General features: G+C 33.0%; 14 protein-coding genes and 2 pseudogenes. 12 read left to right on the top strand and 4 right to left on the bottom strand.

The window, feature by feature from the left end; translation table 11 throughout:
- A partial coding sequence (locus FC55_RS08965) for an LPXTG cell wall anchor domain-containing protein (protein ID WP_057704749.1) occupies positions 1 to 366 on the top strand: 366 nt, incomplete at its 5' end.
- 191 nt (positions 367 to 557) lie between these two features.
- A complete protein-coding gene (locus tag FC55_RS08960) occupies positions 558 to 1,100 on the top strand; it encodes a GNAT family N-acetyltransferase (protein ID WP_004563776.1) in 543 nt (180 codons plus the stop codon).
- 290 nt (positions 1,101 to 1,390) lie between these two features.
- Here FC55_RS08960 and FC55_RS08955 read toward each other — a convergent pair whose 3' ends face one another.
- A complete protein-coding gene (locus FC55_RS08955; RefSeq protein ID WP_035150357.1) occupies positions 1,391 to 1,948 on the bottom strand; it encodes a TIGR01440 family protein in 558 nt (185 codons plus the stop codon).
- A 182-nt stretch (positions 1,949 to 2,130) separates the two neighbouring features.
- Between FC55_RS08955 and nrdD the strand changes: the two genes are divergently transcribed.
- From nrdD to FC55_RS08935, 4 genes are all read left to right on the top strand, one after another.
- A complete protein-coding gene (gene nrdD / locus FC55_RS08950; RefSeq protein WP_004563778.1) occupies positions 2,131 to 4,308 on the top strand; it encodes an anaerobic ribonucleoside-triphosphate reductase in 2,178 nt (725 codons plus the stop codon).
- The gene (gene nrdG / locus FC55_RS08945; protein ID WP_050754576.1) at positions 4,298 to 4,978 is read left to right on the top strand and encodes an anaerobic ribonucleoside-triphosphate reductase activating protein; all 681 of its coding nucleotides are present in this window, start codon (positions 4,298 to 4,300) and stop codon (positions 4,976 to 4,978) included. Before nrdD ends, nrdG begins: the two co-directional genes overlap by 11 nt.
- Before the next feature lie 227 nt (positions 4,979 to 5,205).
- Positions 5,206 to 5,604, top strand: a complete 399-nt coding sequence (gene spxA / locus FC55_RS08940) for a transcriptional regulator SpxA (RefSeq protein ID WP_003703607.1) — start codon at positions 5,206 to 5,208, stop codon at positions 5,602 to 5,604.
- Positions 5,605 to 5,760: 156 nt separating this feature from the next.
- A complete protein-coding gene (locus FC55_RS08935) occupies positions 5,761 to 7,095 on the top strand; it encodes an FAD-dependent oxidoreductase (RefSeq protein WP_004563780.1) in 1,335 nt (444 codons plus the stop codon).
- Positions 7,096 to 7,153: 58 nt separating this feature from the next.
- On the opposite strand, the gene FC55_RS08930 is transcribed toward FC55_RS08935, so the two are convergent.
- A complete protein-coding gene (locus tag FC55_RS08930) occupies positions 7,154 to 7,447 on the bottom strand; it encodes a DUF454 family protein (protein ID WP_004563781.1) in 294 nt (97 codons plus the stop codon).
- Positions 7,448 to 7,741: 294 nt separating this feature from the next.
- Here FC55_RS08930 and FC55_RS08925 point away from each other — a divergent pair, with 294 nt between their 5' ends.
- The 5 genes from FC55_RS08925 (at position 7,742) to FC55_RS08905 (ending at position 13,996) form a co-directional block, all read left to right on the top strand.
- Positions 7,742 to 9,124 (top strand): class II fumarate hydratase, encoded by a 1,383-nt coding sequence (locus FC55_RS08925; RefSeq protein WP_004563782.1) that lies wholly within the window; start codon positions 7,742 to 7,744, stop codon positions 9,122 to 9,124.
- A gap of 19 nt (positions 9,125 to 9,143) precedes the next feature.
- Positions 9,144 to 10,529 (top strand): flavocytochrome c, encoded by a 1,386-nt coding sequence (locus tag FC55_RS08920; RefSeq protein ID WP_004563783.1) that lies wholly within the window; start codon positions 9,144 to 9,146, stop codon positions 10,527 to 10,529.
- A gap of 92 nt (positions 10,530 to 10,621) precedes the next feature.
- Positions 10,622 to 12,043: an anion permease gene (locus FC55_RS08915; protein ID WP_003710641.1), complete on the top strand. Its 1,422-nt coding sequence runs from the start codon at positions 10,622 to 10,624 to the stop codon at positions 12,041 to 12,043.
- A 105-nt stretch (positions 12,044 to 12,148) separates the two neighbouring features.
- A complete protein-coding gene (locus FC55_RS08910) occupies positions 12,149 to 12,718 on the top strand; it encodes an LbetaH domain-containing protein (RefSeq protein WP_004563784.1) in 570 nt (189 codons plus the stop codon).
- Positions 12,719 to 12,799: 81 nt separating this feature from the next.
- Positions 12,800 to 13,996, top strand: a complete 1,197-nt coding sequence (locus FC55_RS08905) for an acetate/propionate family kinase (RefSeq protein WP_004563785.1) — start codon at positions 12,800 to 12,802, stop codon at positions 13,994 to 13,996.
- Positions 13,997 to 14,060: 64 nt separating this feature from the next.
- Here the strand turns inward: FC55_RS08905 and FC55_RS08900 are convergent, their stop codons facing one another.
- Together FC55_RS08900 and FC55_RS08895 are read right to left on the bottom strand one after the other, a co-directional pair.
- The gene (locus FC55_RS08900; RefSeq protein ID WP_014568639.1) at positions 14,061 to 14,669 is read right to left on the bottom strand and encodes a DedA family protein; all 609 of its coding nucleotides are present in this window, start codon (positions 14,667 to 14,669) and stop codon (positions 14,061 to 14,063) included.
- A gap of 208 nt (positions 14,670 to 14,877) precedes the next feature.
- Positions 14,878 to 15,888, bottom strand: a pseudogene (locus tag FC55_RS08895) (DUF1002 domain-containing protein); the annotation flags it as partial.
- A gap of 208 nt (positions 15,889 to 16,096) precedes the next feature.
- Between FC55_RS08895 and FC55_RS10165 the strand changes: the two are divergent.
- Positions 16,097 to 17,980: pseudogene (locus FC55_RS10165) on the top strand (hypothetical protein); the annotation flags it as partial.

Genomic DNA, 17,980 nt, shown 5'->3' with positions numbered 1-17,980 from the left:
GCCCCAGAACAAGAAGGCTACACAGCAATTCCAGGTGCAGTAGATGAAATAGGAGTAACTTCAGAAAGTTTGGACGCAGTGGTAGACATCTACTATCGAGCAGATGAACCAGCAATAGTAGAAGAATCAGAAGAAGTGACAGATGATCCAACTCCAGAAACTTCTACAACTAGTCCAACTCCAAAAAACATCACAAACGCAAAAGGAAAGACAGCTACACCTGAATTAAAAAATATGGATACTAAGTCTAAGGCCTTTCAAAATAAACTTCCACAAACTGGAAATAAAGTAGGGACCATTTACTCGATTATTGGATTACTTTTGACGTCTATTCTTGGAGTATGGGAGATTATTCGAAAACGTTAAAAAATTGATGTGATATATTAAGTAACAAAATTTTTTCTTAAAATAGTTATAATAGATGGTACTAAGCTCAATATTAACGAGATTTAGTGCCGTCTTTTAATGAACTACTAGAAAGTATAAAAAACTAAACAGTCAAATGTTATTATGTGTAGTGTTAATTAATAAAATTTTTAGAGGTGAAATCGTATTCTATGGAAAATAATATTATAATTCGTTTGGAAAATAAAGAAGAATGGAAACAAGTAGAGAATCTTACAAGAGAAGCTTTTTGGAATAAATATCATCCTGGATGTTCTGAACATTATATTCTTCATAAATTTAGAAAACGTTCTGATTTTGTAAAAGAATTGGATTATGTTATTGAAAAAGATGGAGAAGTGATTGCCAATATTATGTATTGTAATTCTAAAATACAATGTGATAATGGGGATTTTGTTTCAGTTATGACATTTGGTCCTGTTAGTGTGTTACCAAAATATCAAGGGAAAGGGTATGGTAGTAAATTGATTAAATTTACAATGGGTAAAGCAAAAAAACTTGGTTGTGGTGCATTAGCAATTACTGGAGATCCAAAGTATTATCGAAAATTTGGATTTGTAAGTGGACATTCTATGAATATTTACTATGATCCTTTTCCTCGAAATGAAGAAATTCCATTTTTCATGGTAAAAGAATTACAATCAGGTTATCTTTCTGGAGTAATTGGTACTTTTAATGAAAGATCTATCAGGTAATTATCCGGTAGATCTTTTATTTAAATTTAGAAAAAATTATACAAGAAATTCATGTTAAATTACGTGATAACTCTTAATAGAATTATGTCTTTATTCTAACTTAACCTAAAACTATCGTTTCTTAACTGTTTTAAATTAGGAATTCTGGGAACACAGTAAATTTGCCAGTCTAACTTTTCACTAAATTGTTAGAGGTCACTGTTTTGTTACCATGGCGTGTTCCGTACCGTAATGAGCGATAAAATAACGCAGCGTCAAACTTGATAAAAATCTAGTTTGACGCTGTTATATTAATTAAATGGATCCCAAGTATATTTAGCGCGTTGACCACCGATCAATTTAGGACGTGAACGCAAGAACGTAACATGGGCTTTGCCAATTTCAGTAACACTTGTTCTAACGGGAATTTGTACAAATTTTACATGCATACCAATAGAAGTATCCCCAATATCCATACCAGCTTTTGCAGTGATATGTTCAACTTCTACTGGATTATCAAAAGCTTCAAATGCTGCGATTTGACCAGCTCCACCAGCATGTAGAGACGGATAAACTGTGACAACTTCCAAATTATTCTTTTCAGCAACACTTTCTTCAACAACTAAAGCACGGTTCAAATGTTCACAACCTTGAACTGCAAGATGTACACCTATTTCTTTAAGGCGATCGTTGATTGTATTTACGACTGTGCGACCGATATCAATATTTGAATGCTTACCAATATGTTGTCCTTGTATTTCACTAGTACTCATACCTAGTACAAAAATATCATCTTTTTTTAAATTAGCTTGTTCAAGCAACTCATTAAGTGCTTGTAAAGTTTTTTCTTTGATTTCAGTTAATTCCATTTTCTCACCACCAATAATTGCTATATGTCCTATTATAACGCAAGTTTGAGAAAAAATATTATTCAATAGATTGTATACTATATATAGTGTGATATTTTATTTTTTGACACTATATATTGTATTAGATAGAGTTAACGTGTAATATATATAGTATAATTAAATGAAAGAAAGGAAAATGTACCATGTTGGATTTGAAAACAGATAAAAATAGTATAAAAGTTATAAAAGAAGTACCAAGTTACTTTATTAAAAGAGATGGAGTAAAATTTTCCTTTGCTTTATATAAATTAAAATTAGTACTAAATGCAATGGATTTATCGGGTAAGATCCAAGAAAATGTAATTAGTGGAATACTAAATAAATTAGTAGGAAAAGACGAAGTAAGTGCACAGGAAGTAGCAACTGCTTTTGTAGATACGTTAAAAGAGCTAGGTTTAGATGATAAAGCTCAAGCTTACATAGAATATCGTAAACAAGATGAAGAAAAATGGGAAGAACAAACAAATCCAACAGAAAGACTAGCTAGACTTCAAGGAAAGGATCCAAGTTTAGTTCACGAAAATGCTAATAAGGATAGTAAAGTTTTTAATACGCAACGTGATTTAACAGCCGGAACTGTTGGAAAGACACTAGGTTTGAAGATGATGCCTGAACACGTTGCTAAGGCTCATTTACGTGGTGATATTCATTATCATGACTTGGACTATACACCATGGAGTCCCATGACTAATTGTTGTTTAATTGACTTTAAAGAAATGTTGACCCATGGATTTAAGATTGGTAATGCAGAAGTGGAAAGCCCTCATTCTATTCAAACTGCAACAGCACAAATGGCACAAATCATCGCCAACGTTGCTTCTTCTCAATATGGTGGTTGTTCTGCTGATAGAATTGATGAAGTTTTAGCACCATTTGCGATGAAGAATTATCACAAGCACTTGAAGGAAAGTGAAGAATTTATCACTGATGAGGATAAAATCAAGGCTTTTGCAGTTAAAAGAACTAAAAAAGATATTTATGATGCGATGCAAGCATTAGAGTATGAGATTAATACACTATTTTCATCACAAGGTCAAACACCATTTACTACTTTAGGCTTCGGTTTGGGAACTTCATGGATTGAAAGAGAAATTCAAAAATCAATTTTGAAAATTAGAATTGCTGGATTGGGTAAAGAAAAGAGAACTGCTATTTTTCCAAAATTGGTTTTCACGATTAAAAAAGGTGTAAATTTGAAACCTGAAGATCCTAACTACGACATCAAAGAATTGGCAGTTGAATGTGCTACTAAGAGAATGTATCCTGACGTTTTAATGTACGACAAAATTAAAGAGATAACAGGTAGTTTCAAAGCACCAATGGGTTGTCGCTCATTCTTGCAAGGTTGGAAGGATGAAAATGGTCAAGAAGTTAACTCTGGACGGATGAATTTAGGGGTAGTAACAGTTAATTTACCAAGAATAGCTTTAAAAGCTAATGGTGATAAAGATCTATTTTGGCAAATATTTGATGAAGAAATGCAAGTTGCTAAATCTGCATTAGTTTTCAAGGTTAAGCGAGTATTGGATGCTAGTCCTGAAAATGCACCTATCTTGTATCAATTTGGTGCTTTCGGCAAGAGATTAAAACCAGATGGAAATGTAGATGAACTTTTCAAAAATGGTAGAGCAACAGTTTCTTTGGGATACATTGGTTTGTATGAAGTCGGAACAAGTTTCTATGGTCCTGATTGGGAAAATAATCAAGAAGCTCATGACTTTACTTTACAAATTGTTAAAGAGCTAAACTTAAGATGCAAAGCTTGGTCTAAGGAATATAATTATCACTTTAGTGTTTATTCAACTCCAAGTGAATCATTGACAGATCGTTTCTGCAAATTAGATACAGAAAGATTTGGTAAGGTAAAGGATATTACAGACAAGGAATACTATACAAATAGTTTCCACTATGATGTAAGAAAGCATCCATCTCCATTTGAAAAATTGACTTTTGAAATGGATTATCCTAAGTATGCTTCTGGTGGTTTCATCCATTACTGCGAATATCCTAATTTGAGACAAAATCCTAAAGCACTCGAGGCTGTGTGGGACTGGGCTTATGATAAGATAGGTTATTTAGGAACTAATACTCCAATTGATAAATGTTATAAATGTGGATTCCAAGGTGAATTTAAACCAACAGCACGTGGTTTTGAATGTCCTAAGTGTGGTAATCATGATCCTAAGACATGTGATTGTGTAAAGAGAACATGTGGTTACTTAGGTAATCCTCTACAAAGACCAATGGTACATGGTCGTCACGTTGAAATAGCATCACGTGCTAAAAATTTAATGAATGGAATGGCAGAAGATGAACAATAATGATTCGATTCGTATAAGTGTTGGTGGAGATACAGTCTTTGTTAATAAGGATGATTTTAAAGTAGATAATAGTGAATCAAAAAATAAGCAAAGAAGACGAAAAAGAGGCCCTCGTAATCCACAACCTAAAGAATGGTTAGCAAGTAATTTAAGTCAAATGAAGATTGCAGATTATAAACCATTTAATTTTGTTGATGGTGAAGGAATTAGATGTAGTCTATATGTCAGTGGGTGTATGTTTGCTTGCCCAGGTTGCTATAATAAAGCTGCTCAGAATTTTAATTATGGAACCCCATATACCCAAGAACTTGAAGATCGAATTATTAAAGATTTAGGCGAGAGCTACTGCCAAGGATTAACTTTATTAGGTGGGGAACCATTTCTAAATACGCAGGTTTGTTTGAAATTGGTTAAAAGAATAAGAAAAGAATACGGTCACGAAAAAGATATTTGGTCTTGGTCTGGTTATACTTGGGATGAGTTAATGCAAGAATCCGAGGATAAATTAGAATTGTTATCTAATTTGGATATTTTAGTTGACGGTAGATTTGAGCAAGATTTGATGGATTTAACTTTACAATTTAGAGGAAGTTCTAATCAAAGAATTATTGATGTACAAAGATCACTTAAGGAAGGCCAAGTTGTAATTTGGGATAAATTGACGAAATAAATAAAAACTTAATTTTTATATAAGCTTATATATATAGATATTTGAAATTAAGAATACTTGATACAATTATACTAATGTAATTAAGATGAATGTTTACAAAAAGTTAATTAATATTTTTTGTAAAAGATATTTATTTTTTAGACAATATGTAGTAAAATAAATACGTGGTTAATTATATTGTAGTACATTGAGGTAGGTCCTTAATTTAGAAAAGAGGCGTTTCATAGATGGTTACACTTTATACATCACCAAGCTGCACATCCTGTCGTAAGGCTCGTGCATGGCTAGAAGAACATAATATTCCATTTGAAGAAAGAAATATTTTTTCTAATCCTTTGAATGTTGATGAAATTAAACAAATTCTACAAATGACAGAAGATGGAACTGAAGAGATTATCTCTAAACGTTCTAAGATTTTTCAAGATTTAGATATTGATTTAGATGAGTTACCATTACAAAAACTTTATACATTAATTCAAAAGAATCCAGGTTTGCTTAGAAGACCTATCATAATGGATAGTAAGAGACTTCAAGTTGGATATAATGAAGACGAAATCAGAAGATTCTTACCAAGAGATGTTAGAGCTTTAGAATTACAAAGAGCACAAGCATTGGTGGATCTGTAAGAATTAATCAATAATAAGTAAGGAAATGACAAATTGTGTTTCAAAAAGAACATGATTTGTCATTTTTTTATCGTGTAATACTTACTTTTTATTAGTAAAATAAAAATATATATGATATAATCTATTTGAATTTGAACTAGGAAGAGGGTTATTTAGATGCAAGAATTTAAAAATATAATCATTGGATTTGGAAAAGGTGGAAAAACTTTAGCTAAGAATTTAGCTGCTAAAGGAGAGTCGGTTTTAGTAATAGAAAAGTCTAAGAAGATGTATGGTGGAACATGTATTAATATTGCTTGTTTACCATCAAAAAACTTGATCATTAATGCTCAACGTGGAATTAAGTTTGAAGATGCTGTTAAGCAAAAAAATGAAATGACAACAGCTTTAAGAAATAAGAATTATCATATGGTTGCAGATAAAGAAACGGCAACTGTTTTAGATGGGACAGCTAAATTTGTTGGTAATCATACGATTGAGATTGTTTTGGACAGTGGTGAAAAGACTAAGATTAAGGGCGAGAGAATCTTTATTAATACTGGAGCTACTCCGATAATTCCACAAGTTAAAGGTTTGAAAGAAAGTAAGTATATTTTAGATTCAACAGCAGCTATGGATCAAAATTCCTTACCAAATGAATTAGTAATTTTAGGTGCTGGGTATATTGGTATGGAATTTGCTTCAATGTTTGCTCGTTATGGGGCTAAAGTAACAGTTTTAGACACTAACGAAAAGTTTTTAAAGCGTGAAGATGATGATATATCAGAAATGCTTTTCAATGATTTAAGTCAAGATGGTATTGAATTTAAATTAGGGGCAAAAGTTGTAGAAGTTAAGGATTTATCTGATAAAGTGGAAATCATTTACGAAATTAATGGTAAAAAGCAAACTGTTAAAGCCGATAAATTATTAGTAGCAACTGGAAGAAAGCCAGTAACTGAAGGTCTAGGATTAGAAAATACTGATATTGAACTAGATGAACATGGAGCAATTAAAGTTGATGATTATTTAAGAACAACTGCAGAAAATGTATGGGCAATTGGCGATGTTAAAGGCGGACCTCAATTTACTTACATTTCTCTAGATGACTTTAGAATTATTTTTGACCAACTTTATGGAAAAGGTGAAAGAAAAGTTAGTGATAGAAATATAATACCTTATAGCGTTTTTATTACACCAGCATTATCCAGAGTAGGTTTAAATGAAGTGGAAGCTAAAAATAAGGGAATTGAGTATAAGCTATTTAAATTGGCAGCTACTTCCATTCCAAAGGCTAAAGTAATAGGAAATACTCGTGGAATGTATAAAATCTTAGTAGATCCAGATACAGAAGAAATTTTAGGTGCGACAATTTACGGTGAAGAATCATATGAAGTAATTAATTTAATTGCGTTGGCGATGAAAGCTAAATTACCATATACAATGTTAAGAGATCAAATTTACACTCATCCAACAATGTCAGAAGCACTAAATGATGTGTTGAAAGGTTAATTGAATAACAAAAAAGTCCTACTTTAATCGGCCATAAGATTAAAGTAGGACTTTTTGACTAACGGATAAAGCCTAATTTAGCCATTAATACTTTATACCAAACTTGTTTAGATTTATCTTTGACAACTTCTTTTTCACTCTTAATAGCATTCTTTAATGGCAATAAATACTCTTTGTACAATCTATTGTTTGAAATCCAGTTATGGAATCTAGGAGAAAACTTAGACGTAAAGTAAATTGATAAAAGAAAGAATGGTACTTGAGGGATTACTGGTAAAGCTAGACCGACTAATCCTAAGACAAAAAAGAAAATTGCAAGTACTAACCAAATTCCTCTTAAAACAAAACGCATAAAATGTCTCCTTTACTATCATTTACAAAAAGTATAGCACAAAATAATGATAAAGTGGTTAAAGATTATTTTAAGAAAATTTATTAATTTGTGCAAAACAGAACAAATTATTTTTTGTAAAAACGAATATCCATAATTAACTCCTTAAATTATAAATGCTTTATTTATAAGTGTTTTTGAGCTACATATAAAAATATTTTATAGAGTATATAATATTTGACTATATGAATATGTGAATTGTATCATTAACATTGAAAGTGATTTCTTAATATTTACTTAAGGAGTGGATTAATTATGTCAGAATTTCGCATTGAAGAAGATACATTAGGAGAAGTAAAGATTCCTAAGACTGCACTCTGGGGACCACAAACAGAACGTAGTCGTAACAATTTTCCAACAGGACGCTTTATGCCAATTGAAATAATTCGTGCTTTACTTCAAATTAAAAAGGCAGCTGCACAATCAAATATGGAATTAAACCAGATTAGTGAAGCAAAGGGAAAGTTAATTGTTGAAAGTATCGATACTTTACTTGCTTTAAGTGATGAAGATCTTCGTAAAGATTTCCCATTAAAAGTTTATCAAACAGGTTCTGGTACTCAAACAAATATGAACTGTAATGAAGTAGTAGCTCATCAAGCTGCAAAATTAAATCCTGAGCTTGAAATTTTACCTAACGATGATGTTAATAAAGGTCAAAGTTCTAATGATATTTTCCCAACAGCAATGAATATTGTAGCTGCAGATGCAGTAGCTAAGTTGGAAGAATCTGCACAACATTTGATTGATGAATTAAAGAAAAAACAAGAAAAATATTGGAGAGTAGTTAAGATTGGACGTACTCATTTACAAGATGCTACACCATTAACTTTTGGTCAAGAAGTATCTGGCTGGGTATCAGCTCTAGAACATGATCTTGAATACTTAAAACAATTAGACGGTACACTTTTAGAATTAGCAATGGGTGGTACTGCAGTAGGAACTGGTTTGAATGCTGCTCCTGGATTTGCTGATGTAATTGCTGAAAAAGTTGGTAAAGTATACGGACATGAATTTACAGCTAAAAGTAATAAATTCTATGGATTATCTCATCACTCTAACTTAAATGTAGTTCATGGAGCAATGAAGACTTTAGCAGACGACTTGATGAAGATTGCTAATGATGTACGTTTCTTAGCTTCAGGTCCACGTGCAGGATATGATGAATTGAATATCCCAGCAAATGAACCAGGATCTTCTATTATGCCTGGTAAAGTAAACCCAACTCAAGCAGAAGCAATTACTATGGCTGCAGTTCGTGTTACAGGTAATGATGTTGTAGTTGGTATGGCTTCTTCTCAAGGTAATTTTGAAATGAATGTTTACAAGCCAGTATTAATCGAAGCATTCTTGGAATCAGCTGACTTATTAGCAGGAACAATGAGAGGATTCGCAGATAAGATGATTAGTGGCTTAACTGTTAACGAAGCTCGCATGAAAGAATTAGTAGATAATTCCTTGATGACAGTTACAGCTCTATCTCCACATATTGGATACCATGACAGTGCTAAGATTGCTCAAAAAGCAGATAAAGAAGGAACTACTTTACGTGAAGCTGCAATTGCATCAGGTAAGGTAACTCCTGAACAATTTGATGAATGGGTAGATCCATTGAAGATGACAAATATCGATCGATAAACTTTTAGGAGGATATATAATGGCTGAAAAATTTATTTTTGAACCATGGAATATTTCAAAATTACAAAGTAGTTATGATGTTGTGATCGTAGGTTCTGGTAGTACAGGCTTAACAGCAGCTATTCAAGCACATGAATTAGGTTTGAAGCCAGTTGTTTTAGAAAAAATGGAAAAATTTGGTGGTAATACTAATCGTGCTTCTTCAGGAATGAATGCTGCTGAAACTAACATCCAATTACATCATGGAATTGTTGATAATATGGATGACTTTTATAAGGAAACTTATAAAGGTGGTGGAAAGTTAAATGATCCAGAATTATTAAAATATTTCACTAGTCATTCAGCTCTTGCAATTGATTGGTTAAAAGACCATGGAATTGAATTAGACGAACTAACTTTCACTGGTGGTATGAGCAAAATGAGAACTCATCGTCCTTCTAGTATGGCACCAATAGGAGCGTTCTTGATAAAGAATCTATTAAAGATTGCTCAAGATGAAAATTTACCAGTTTTCAATAATATAACTGTTACAAAAGTTAATAAAAAAAATGGTCGAGTAAATGGTGTGACTGTAAAAACTAGCGAAGGTGAAAAAGTAATTAATGCCAAAACAGTATTATTAGCTACAGGTGGTTTTGGTGCTGCTCAAGATATTATCAAGAAATATCGTCCAGATTTAGCTAGCTACAAGACAACTAACCATCCCGGAGCTACTGGAGATGGAATTAAGTTAGCTGAAGAATTAGGTGCCCAAGTTGTACAAATGAATTTAATTCAAGTACATCCAACTGTACAACAAGATACACCACATGCCTTCTTAATTGGCGAAGCTGTTCGTGGTGAAGGTGGCATTTTAGTAAATGGTGAAGGACAACGTTTTGTAAATGAACTTAATACAAGAAAAGTTGTTTCTAACGCTATTACTGCTTTGCCTGAACACAGTGCATACTTAATTTTTGATAAAGATATTCGCAGTCGAGTAAAAGCTATTGAATTCTACGATAGTATCGGCTTGGTAGAACATGGATCTGATTTGAAAGAATTAGCAGAAAAGATTAATGTTCCTGCAGATAAATTAGAAGCAACAGTTAACAACTGGAATCAAATGGTTGCTGCTGGTAAAGATACTGATTTTGATCGTAAAACAGGAATGGAAAGAAAGATTAGTGAAGCTCCATACTACGCTATTCATATTGCACCTGCTATCCATTATACAATGGGTGGAATCCATATCGACAGTCGTACAAGAGTTATAGATGGAAATGGGGATATAATTCCAGGTCTCTTGGCTGCTGGAGAAGTTGCAGGTGGTTTACACGGCAATAATCGTATCGGTGGTAACTCTATTGCAGAAACGGTTATTTTCGGTATACAAGCTGGACGCGAAGCATTTTTAGAAAAATAACAAATAAAGGTTGAGCAATAAAATCTCAACCTTTTTCTAAGGATTTGTAAATTAAGCAAATCCCCTACATAGAGAAGTTTGGAGAATTTTTTATGAAATCATTGGAAAAAGTTGATTATAAAAAGTTTATAGTCCCAGTTATAGTGGGCTTAATTATCTGGTTTGCAACTCCACTTAGACCAGTAGCGATTTCAGTTGCTGGTTGGCATATGTTTGCTTTGTTTGTTGCTACTATTATTGCATGTATTACACAACCTCTACCAATTGGTGCTGTTTCGATTATCGCTTTTGCTTTGGTAGTTTTAACAAGAACTGTACCAATGGAAAAGGCGATTGTAGGATTTGGTAATGCAAGTATTTGGTTAATTGCGATGGCATTCTTTATCGCTCGTGGTTTTATTAAAACAGGATTGGGTAGAAGAATTGCCTTGATATTTGTTAAGTTATTCGGTAAACGTACTTTAGGATTGGCTTATTCATTGATCGGGGTAGATTTGATTCTAGCACCAGCAATGCCTTCTAACACAGCACGTGCAGGTGGTATCATGTACCCAATTATTGAATCATTAGCCAAAGAATTTGACTCAGATCCTAAGAAGAAAACAGAAAGAAAAATCGGTTCATTTCTAATTTTTGCTGAATACCATGGTAATATGATTACTTCAGCAATGTTTATGACAGCAATGGCCGGAAATCCTTTAGTTCAAACTTTAGCTAAGAGTAATGGTGTGCATCTTCAATGGATGGATTGGTTCTTAGCTGGATTAGTTCCAGGTTTATTGTCATTAATTATCATTCCATTTATTATTTACAAGCTTTATCCACCTGAAATAAAAGAGACTCCAAATGCTAAGGAATGGGCAGATTCAGAATTAGAAAAAATGGGTAAAATAACAGTTCCTGAAAAAGTAATGATCGGAATCTTTATTTTCGCATTATTATTGTGGGTCTTAGGTAGTACATTAAAGATTGATGCTACTTTAACAGCCTTCATGGCACTTTCCTTATTGTTGATTACAGGTGTCTTAACTTGGAAAGATATTTTAAATGAAAGTGGTGCTTGGAACACATTGACATGGTTCTCAGTTTTAGTAATGATGGCTAGTCAATTAAATGAATTAGGCTTTATTCCTTGGTTGAGTAAAACAATTGCTGGTTCATTACATGGTATTAGTTGGTTCTTTATCTTGTTGATTTTAGTTCTAGCATTCTTCTATAGCCATTACTTATTTGCATCTTCAACAGCACATATCAGTGCGATGTACGGAGCTTTGTTAGGTGTAGCTGTATCTGCTGGTGTTCCAGGAATGTTAGCAGCTTTGATGTTAGGATTCTTTGGTAATCTTTGTGCATCTACAACACACTATGCTTCAGGTCCTGCACCAGTATTGTTTGGCTCTGGTTATGTAACACAATCTAAATGGTGGCAAATGAATGCTTTCTTAGGAATTATCTACATCGTTTTGTGGATGGTTGTAGGAACACTTTGGATGAAAGTTATCGGCATGTGGTAAAATACACAGTTGCTTTTAACGAAGATATAGATAAACTTAATATTAAAGAAAGGTTGATCTTTTTTGACAACCTTTTTTTATTTGAGAAATTTTGAGGTTTATACGATGAAAAATTTTGACATAGGAAAGATAAAGAAGATAACAAATCAAGGAAATTTATACTACGATTTTGATGAAGATATAGATAATGCAAGAAACTATGCTTTTACTAATTGTCGTAAATATAATAGTGATTACCAAATAAAAGGAGAAGCAGATCGAAATTTAATCTTAGATTTATTAGGAAGTTATGGAGAAAATTTCGTGTTTAAAGTAGGCTTTATTTGTGAATTTGGCTTTAATTTTCATGTTGGAAATCATGTCTCAATAGGTAATAATTTTAAATTAATAGACTGTAATGAAGTTTCAATAGGAGACAATGTCCAAATCGGAAATAATGTAGGAATATTTACTTCAAAACATGCTGAAAATCCTCAGTATCGTGCGGATCACTGGGTTAAAGATCTACCAATAACGATTGGAAATAATGTTGTCATTGAAGATGATGTTGTGATTGGTGGAGGAGTTACAATTGGAGATAATGTAGTAGTTGAAAGAAATAGTGTAGTTATTAAAGATGTACCAAGTAATTCTTTCGTTACTGGAAATCCACCGTGCATAAAACCGCTTAAATAATTGTTCTTACGCACTTGAAATCGCTTTAAATAAATAATATTATATATAGTGTAACCAGTTGAAGAAACGAGAGTGAGTTTTATGAGAAAAATTATTGTAATTAATTCTGGAAGTTCTAGTTTAAAATTCAAATTATTTGAATCCCCATCTAAAAATGTTTTGGCTAGTGGCCTTATTGAACGAATAGGGTTAGATGATTCGATTATTACAATTAAATATGGAGATAAGAAAAAACATCGTGAGGTTCAAGCAATAAAAGATCATACTATTGCGGTTGATTTATTGCTACAATTATTAAAGAAATTAGATATAGTAACTGATCTTAACGAAATTAGTGCGGTAGGTCATCGTGTAGTTGCTGGTGGTGAATATTTCAAGAAATCTGTTCCTGTAGATGGTAATGTAATTAAGAAGATTGAAGATATTATTGAATTAGCTCCATTACATAATCCTGCTAACTTGGTTGGTATTAAAGTCTTCAAAAAGTTACTTCCAAATGCTTTGAGTGTAGTTGCTTTTGATACAGCATTCCATCAAACATTACCAGAAGAAAACTTTATGTACAGTACACCATATGATTGGTATAAAGAATACGGTGTAAGACGTTACGGAGCACATGGTATAAGTCATCGTTATGTATCTTTACGTGCTGCAGAATTAATGGGTAAACCTGTTGAAGACTTGAAGTTAGTAACTTGTCATTTAGGTGCAGGGGCTTCAATTACTGCGGTAAAGAATGGTAAATCATTCGATACTTCAATGGGCTTTACTCCATTAACTGGTATTCAAATGGCAACACGTTCAGGTGATGTGGACGTTTCTTTAGTAGCATATATGATGAAGAAGTTAAAAGTGAAATCTGTTTCTGAAATTTTGTATATGTTGAACAAAGAGTCAGGATTTTTAGGTGTATCTGGTGTATCTTTGGATATGCGCGATGTTGAAGCAGCTGCAGCTAAAAACAACAAGAGGGCAGAACTAGCTATTAAGTTATTCTACAATGATATTGTCAAATATATTGGGCAATATTATATGGAAATGGAAGGTATTGATGGTATTGTCTTTACTGCTGGTATTGGTGAAAATTCACCAGAAACTAGGGAAGCTATAATGAATAAGCTATCGTTTTTAGGAGTAACAATTAATAAAGATGAAAATTCTAAGCGTGGGACAGAAGGTATTGTTTCTGGAAAAGATTCAAGTATTACAGTAATGCGGATTCCAACAGATGAAGAATATATGATTTGTTGTGATGTAGAAGCATTAATGAATAAATAATAAAATTTAATTATATAAAACAATAGGATTGAGATTATGAATTTTTCAAAATCTCAATCCTATATTATTTTGCCTTTCTTAATTTGATGAAGTAATAGCTAATAATTGTTAAGCCTAAGAGAATAACAATTATTGTAGTAAAAGAATCAAAAACTGTAAGAATTTTTTCCCAAGATGCTCCAAGATAGTGTCCAGAGCAAATTAAAATAGTATTCCAAATAGCTGTTCCTAAAAAGGAAAGAACAATAAATTTTTTACAATCGAAATGTGTCATTCCAGCTGGAATAGAGATTAGACTTCTAATTACAGGAACTAGTCTACCAAAAAAGATTGCTTTACTACCATGTTTTTTGAAGAAACTAATAGACTTGGCTATATCTTTATCGTTAAAGTGAAGTAATTGTCCAACTTTTCCAGATAATATTTTTTCCAGACGTTCAGCTGAAAGTAGATACCCAGCTAGATATAGTATTAAAGCACCTAAAACAGCGCCAATGGTAGATGCAACTATTACCCCTAGAATGTGTAATTCGCTATTTAAAGTCAAAAAACCAGCAAAAGTTAGAATTACTTCTGATGGAATAGGGGGAAAAATATTTTCAAGAGCAATCAGCAGTGCAATTGCCAAGTAACCGTATTGATTAATAAGTTCGGTAAGAACTGTTGTGTTCATGAAAACCTCCAAATTAGTTATTGTTTTGTCCAAATAATCCCTTTATCCAATTGGTAAATTGTGTCCACCAATTCTCAGAATTATTTGTATCAGTATTTTCGTTACTGGAGCTATCATCTACAACACTAGAAGTGTCAGAGGATGAAGTTGTATTACTTGATTCGTTAGTGTTAGTATCTGTGTCTGTGGAATTATCAGATTTTTGTCCAAAAATACCTTTTATCCAATCAGTGAATTTAGCGAACCAGCCCTTAGCTTCTTCAGCTGTTTGACCAAATTTTTCACTATTAGCCCAATTTTTTGCTTTATTCATCAAGTTACCAGTTGAGTTTTTTACATTATTAATCGTATCATCAACAGTATTTACGTAAGTTTTACTTGATGAAATAGGAGCATTTTGAAATACTACTAAAGCATTAACAATTTGTGTAATCTGAGTTTGATTAGTTGTATCGGCTATGCCACGTTTTTCTAGAGCTTTATTTAACATATCTTGGATGTCTTGTTTAGTCGCTAAGTTACTAGAATCATCTTGTTTTTGCTGAGCAATTTGTTTTGAAACATCACCTACAGCTGCCATTAATTTTCCAGGATAACTTTTATCATCTTTATTAGCATCAATAGCAGATTGAGTAGCATCTAAAACGTTATTTGCAGCAGAAGTGTTTTCAGAATTGATATTTACACCGTCAGTAGCTAAAGCTTTATAAACACCTGTTAAAGCAGATTCACCAGATACAGCGCGGTTAGCAGTAACGACAATACTTACATCAGTTACACCAGCCATTTGAGCAACCATAGCATATTGCTGAGCAGTAACCTCAGTGATATTATTTTCACCATTATAATTCTTTATATTAACTTTAACTCCAGACCCTGGATCACCAGGAGCGATAGCAACAGAACTAATCATAGCAGCGTTAGTTGTATTACTATTATTATTAATATATTTACGGTAATCGTCTGCTGTTGCCGTCATAGTTTTAAATGAAGAATCTGTTTGTAAAACATCATTTAAACTTGAGTAGATATCTGATGAGACTCCAGACCCGTAGACTACGTATGCAGAATTTAGAGTGTGTGTATTTGAGTTACTAGAATTTGAATTAGTTGTATCTGCAAATACAGAAATATTCTGTATAACAGGAACAACGGGACTAATAATAGTGGTGGCTATAATAGTTCCTGTTACAATTTTAATAATATTTTTTGATTTCATAGAAATACCCCTCCTAAATAAAGGAATAGTTTTATAATATAAATTATACCATGTATAAAAAGAAGATACCGTTTAAGAATTTGCAAACAATCTTAAATTAAAATGTAATTAATCTATTGAAATTTAGAATTATTGTCAATATTGTGTTAAACTATATGTGATAAAACGTTTTATTTTTTATTTGAGTTTATTTTGGGAGGAACTTTTTATGAAGAAGAATCGAATAAATTTCAAAGAGAAAAGAAGATATGCTATTAAAAAGGTTTCAGGGAAAACAGCATCTGTTTTTATTGGTGCGACAATCTTTGGTATAATATTAAGCTCTAACTTAAGCATAGTTAATACTAAGGCAGATACTGTGTCAAATACGACTGCTACTACTACTATTAGTAATAAACAAACTTCGGAAACATCTAATGTTGGTACTTTAAGAGACAATCAGAAAAATGAAAATAGTTCTAACGAAGCTGCAGGCTCTGTTCAAAATGTAACTTCAAATACAGAAAGTAATGTATCTGCAGAAAATAAAGCTCCTAGTACAGAAAGCGCTACACCTAAATCAGATACACCAGAAGTAGGTGCTCCTGCGGAAAGTAATGCAAATACATCTGCAGCTCCAGCAATGGGAATGGCAACAAATACCCAAGATACTACGCAAGATAAAGACAAGCAGACAAATGCGAATGAAACTACGCAAAATACTACCAATGTCGACAAAAAAGATACTGAAGTAACGCCGACTAACGACGCAACAACACCAACTACACAAAAGACAACCGCCAAGTTTAAAGTACTGGCTGCACGACCAGTAATGAAGGTGGCAGGTACTGCTAGCTTACCGATGTCAAACCAAGACATTAAGCTGGATTCCCAGCCCATGTTAACGGAGATTACTAATAAGCCCAAGGATAACTGGGTATACAAGAACATGAAGTGGTATCCGGAGTATTCAACAGCAAAAGTAAAGGAAATCTTGCAAAACCACACTACCAACGATGAGAGCGGGAGATACTACTTTGCCGGTGCTGCTAACTATAATGAATCTTACCATGTTGTCTATTTGTTGGCCCGCTCAAATAATTTGAATGATAATAATTTATATGTAACAATTTTGCATACTGGAACGGGTAATATACAAGAAGAAGTGGTAGCACCTGGTAAATCAAAGAAGGTTGAGTATAACGGGACAGGTGGAACTACTCATGCTCCAATTTTTACTAATTATGATGGGACTAGTGTTTCAATTGATCTTGATGGGGTCGAAAAAGGCGATAAAAACACATATGGCATGGTGGTTGGTTTTGCATATGGTTACGATACCGGAATTTATGGAGAACCAGCTTCAATGGGAAATGGCTTTATGACGACTCCAATGCCAACGAAAGTGACAACTACGATTCATTATATTGATCAAGCAACGGGAGACGAAATTGCAGTGCCAAAATCTTTTGAAGGTGTTGCTTATCAGAAATACACAATTACCGGAGAGGCACCAACTATTGATGGATATACATTGAAACAATCGCCAAAGACCACAGGATATATCTCCCCATATAAAGTGGGTGAATCGTATGATTTTAGACTTGATAAACATGTAGTTATAAAGCAAACAGTAATTGACTCTCAAGGGTTGGTTCGAGTTACTGCGTATTATGATGGTGAAGCGATTAATGATACGACACGTTACTTGGGGAACATACCAGATGTTAACGATCACTACTCGTTTTTTGCGCCGCATGGAAAATCGTACACATATATAAATCAAATTACATCGACTAATGATGGTATTGTTTACTATTATGCAAAGGATGGTAGTGAAGATAAGTCTGAAGTTAGAATTCATTATATCGATGTAACTGGGAATAAAAATTCTATTTTTGTGCCGGGAGATGGGAAAGAAGTAACAACAGATACGATTAGTGGTAAATTGGGAGAAAATTATAATTATAATGTCAATTTACCAACGGACTATAATTTGGCGACCAACCAAGCAAATACTGTAAATGGAACATATACTATTGATCATCACGATGAATATGTGTATGTAGTCAAAAAGACTTCAGCAGAGAAGACCACACCAAATGTTCCATCA

The organism is Ligilactobacillus salivarius DSM 20555 = ATCC 11741, from assembly GCF_001435955.1.
GTDB lineage: Bacteria > Bacillota > Bacilli > Lactobacillales > Lactobacillaceae > Ligilactobacillus > Ligilactobacillus salivarius.
The sequence above is the reverse complement of the archived record's forward strand: the minus strand, read 5'-3'. Positions and strand labels throughout refer to the sequence as shown.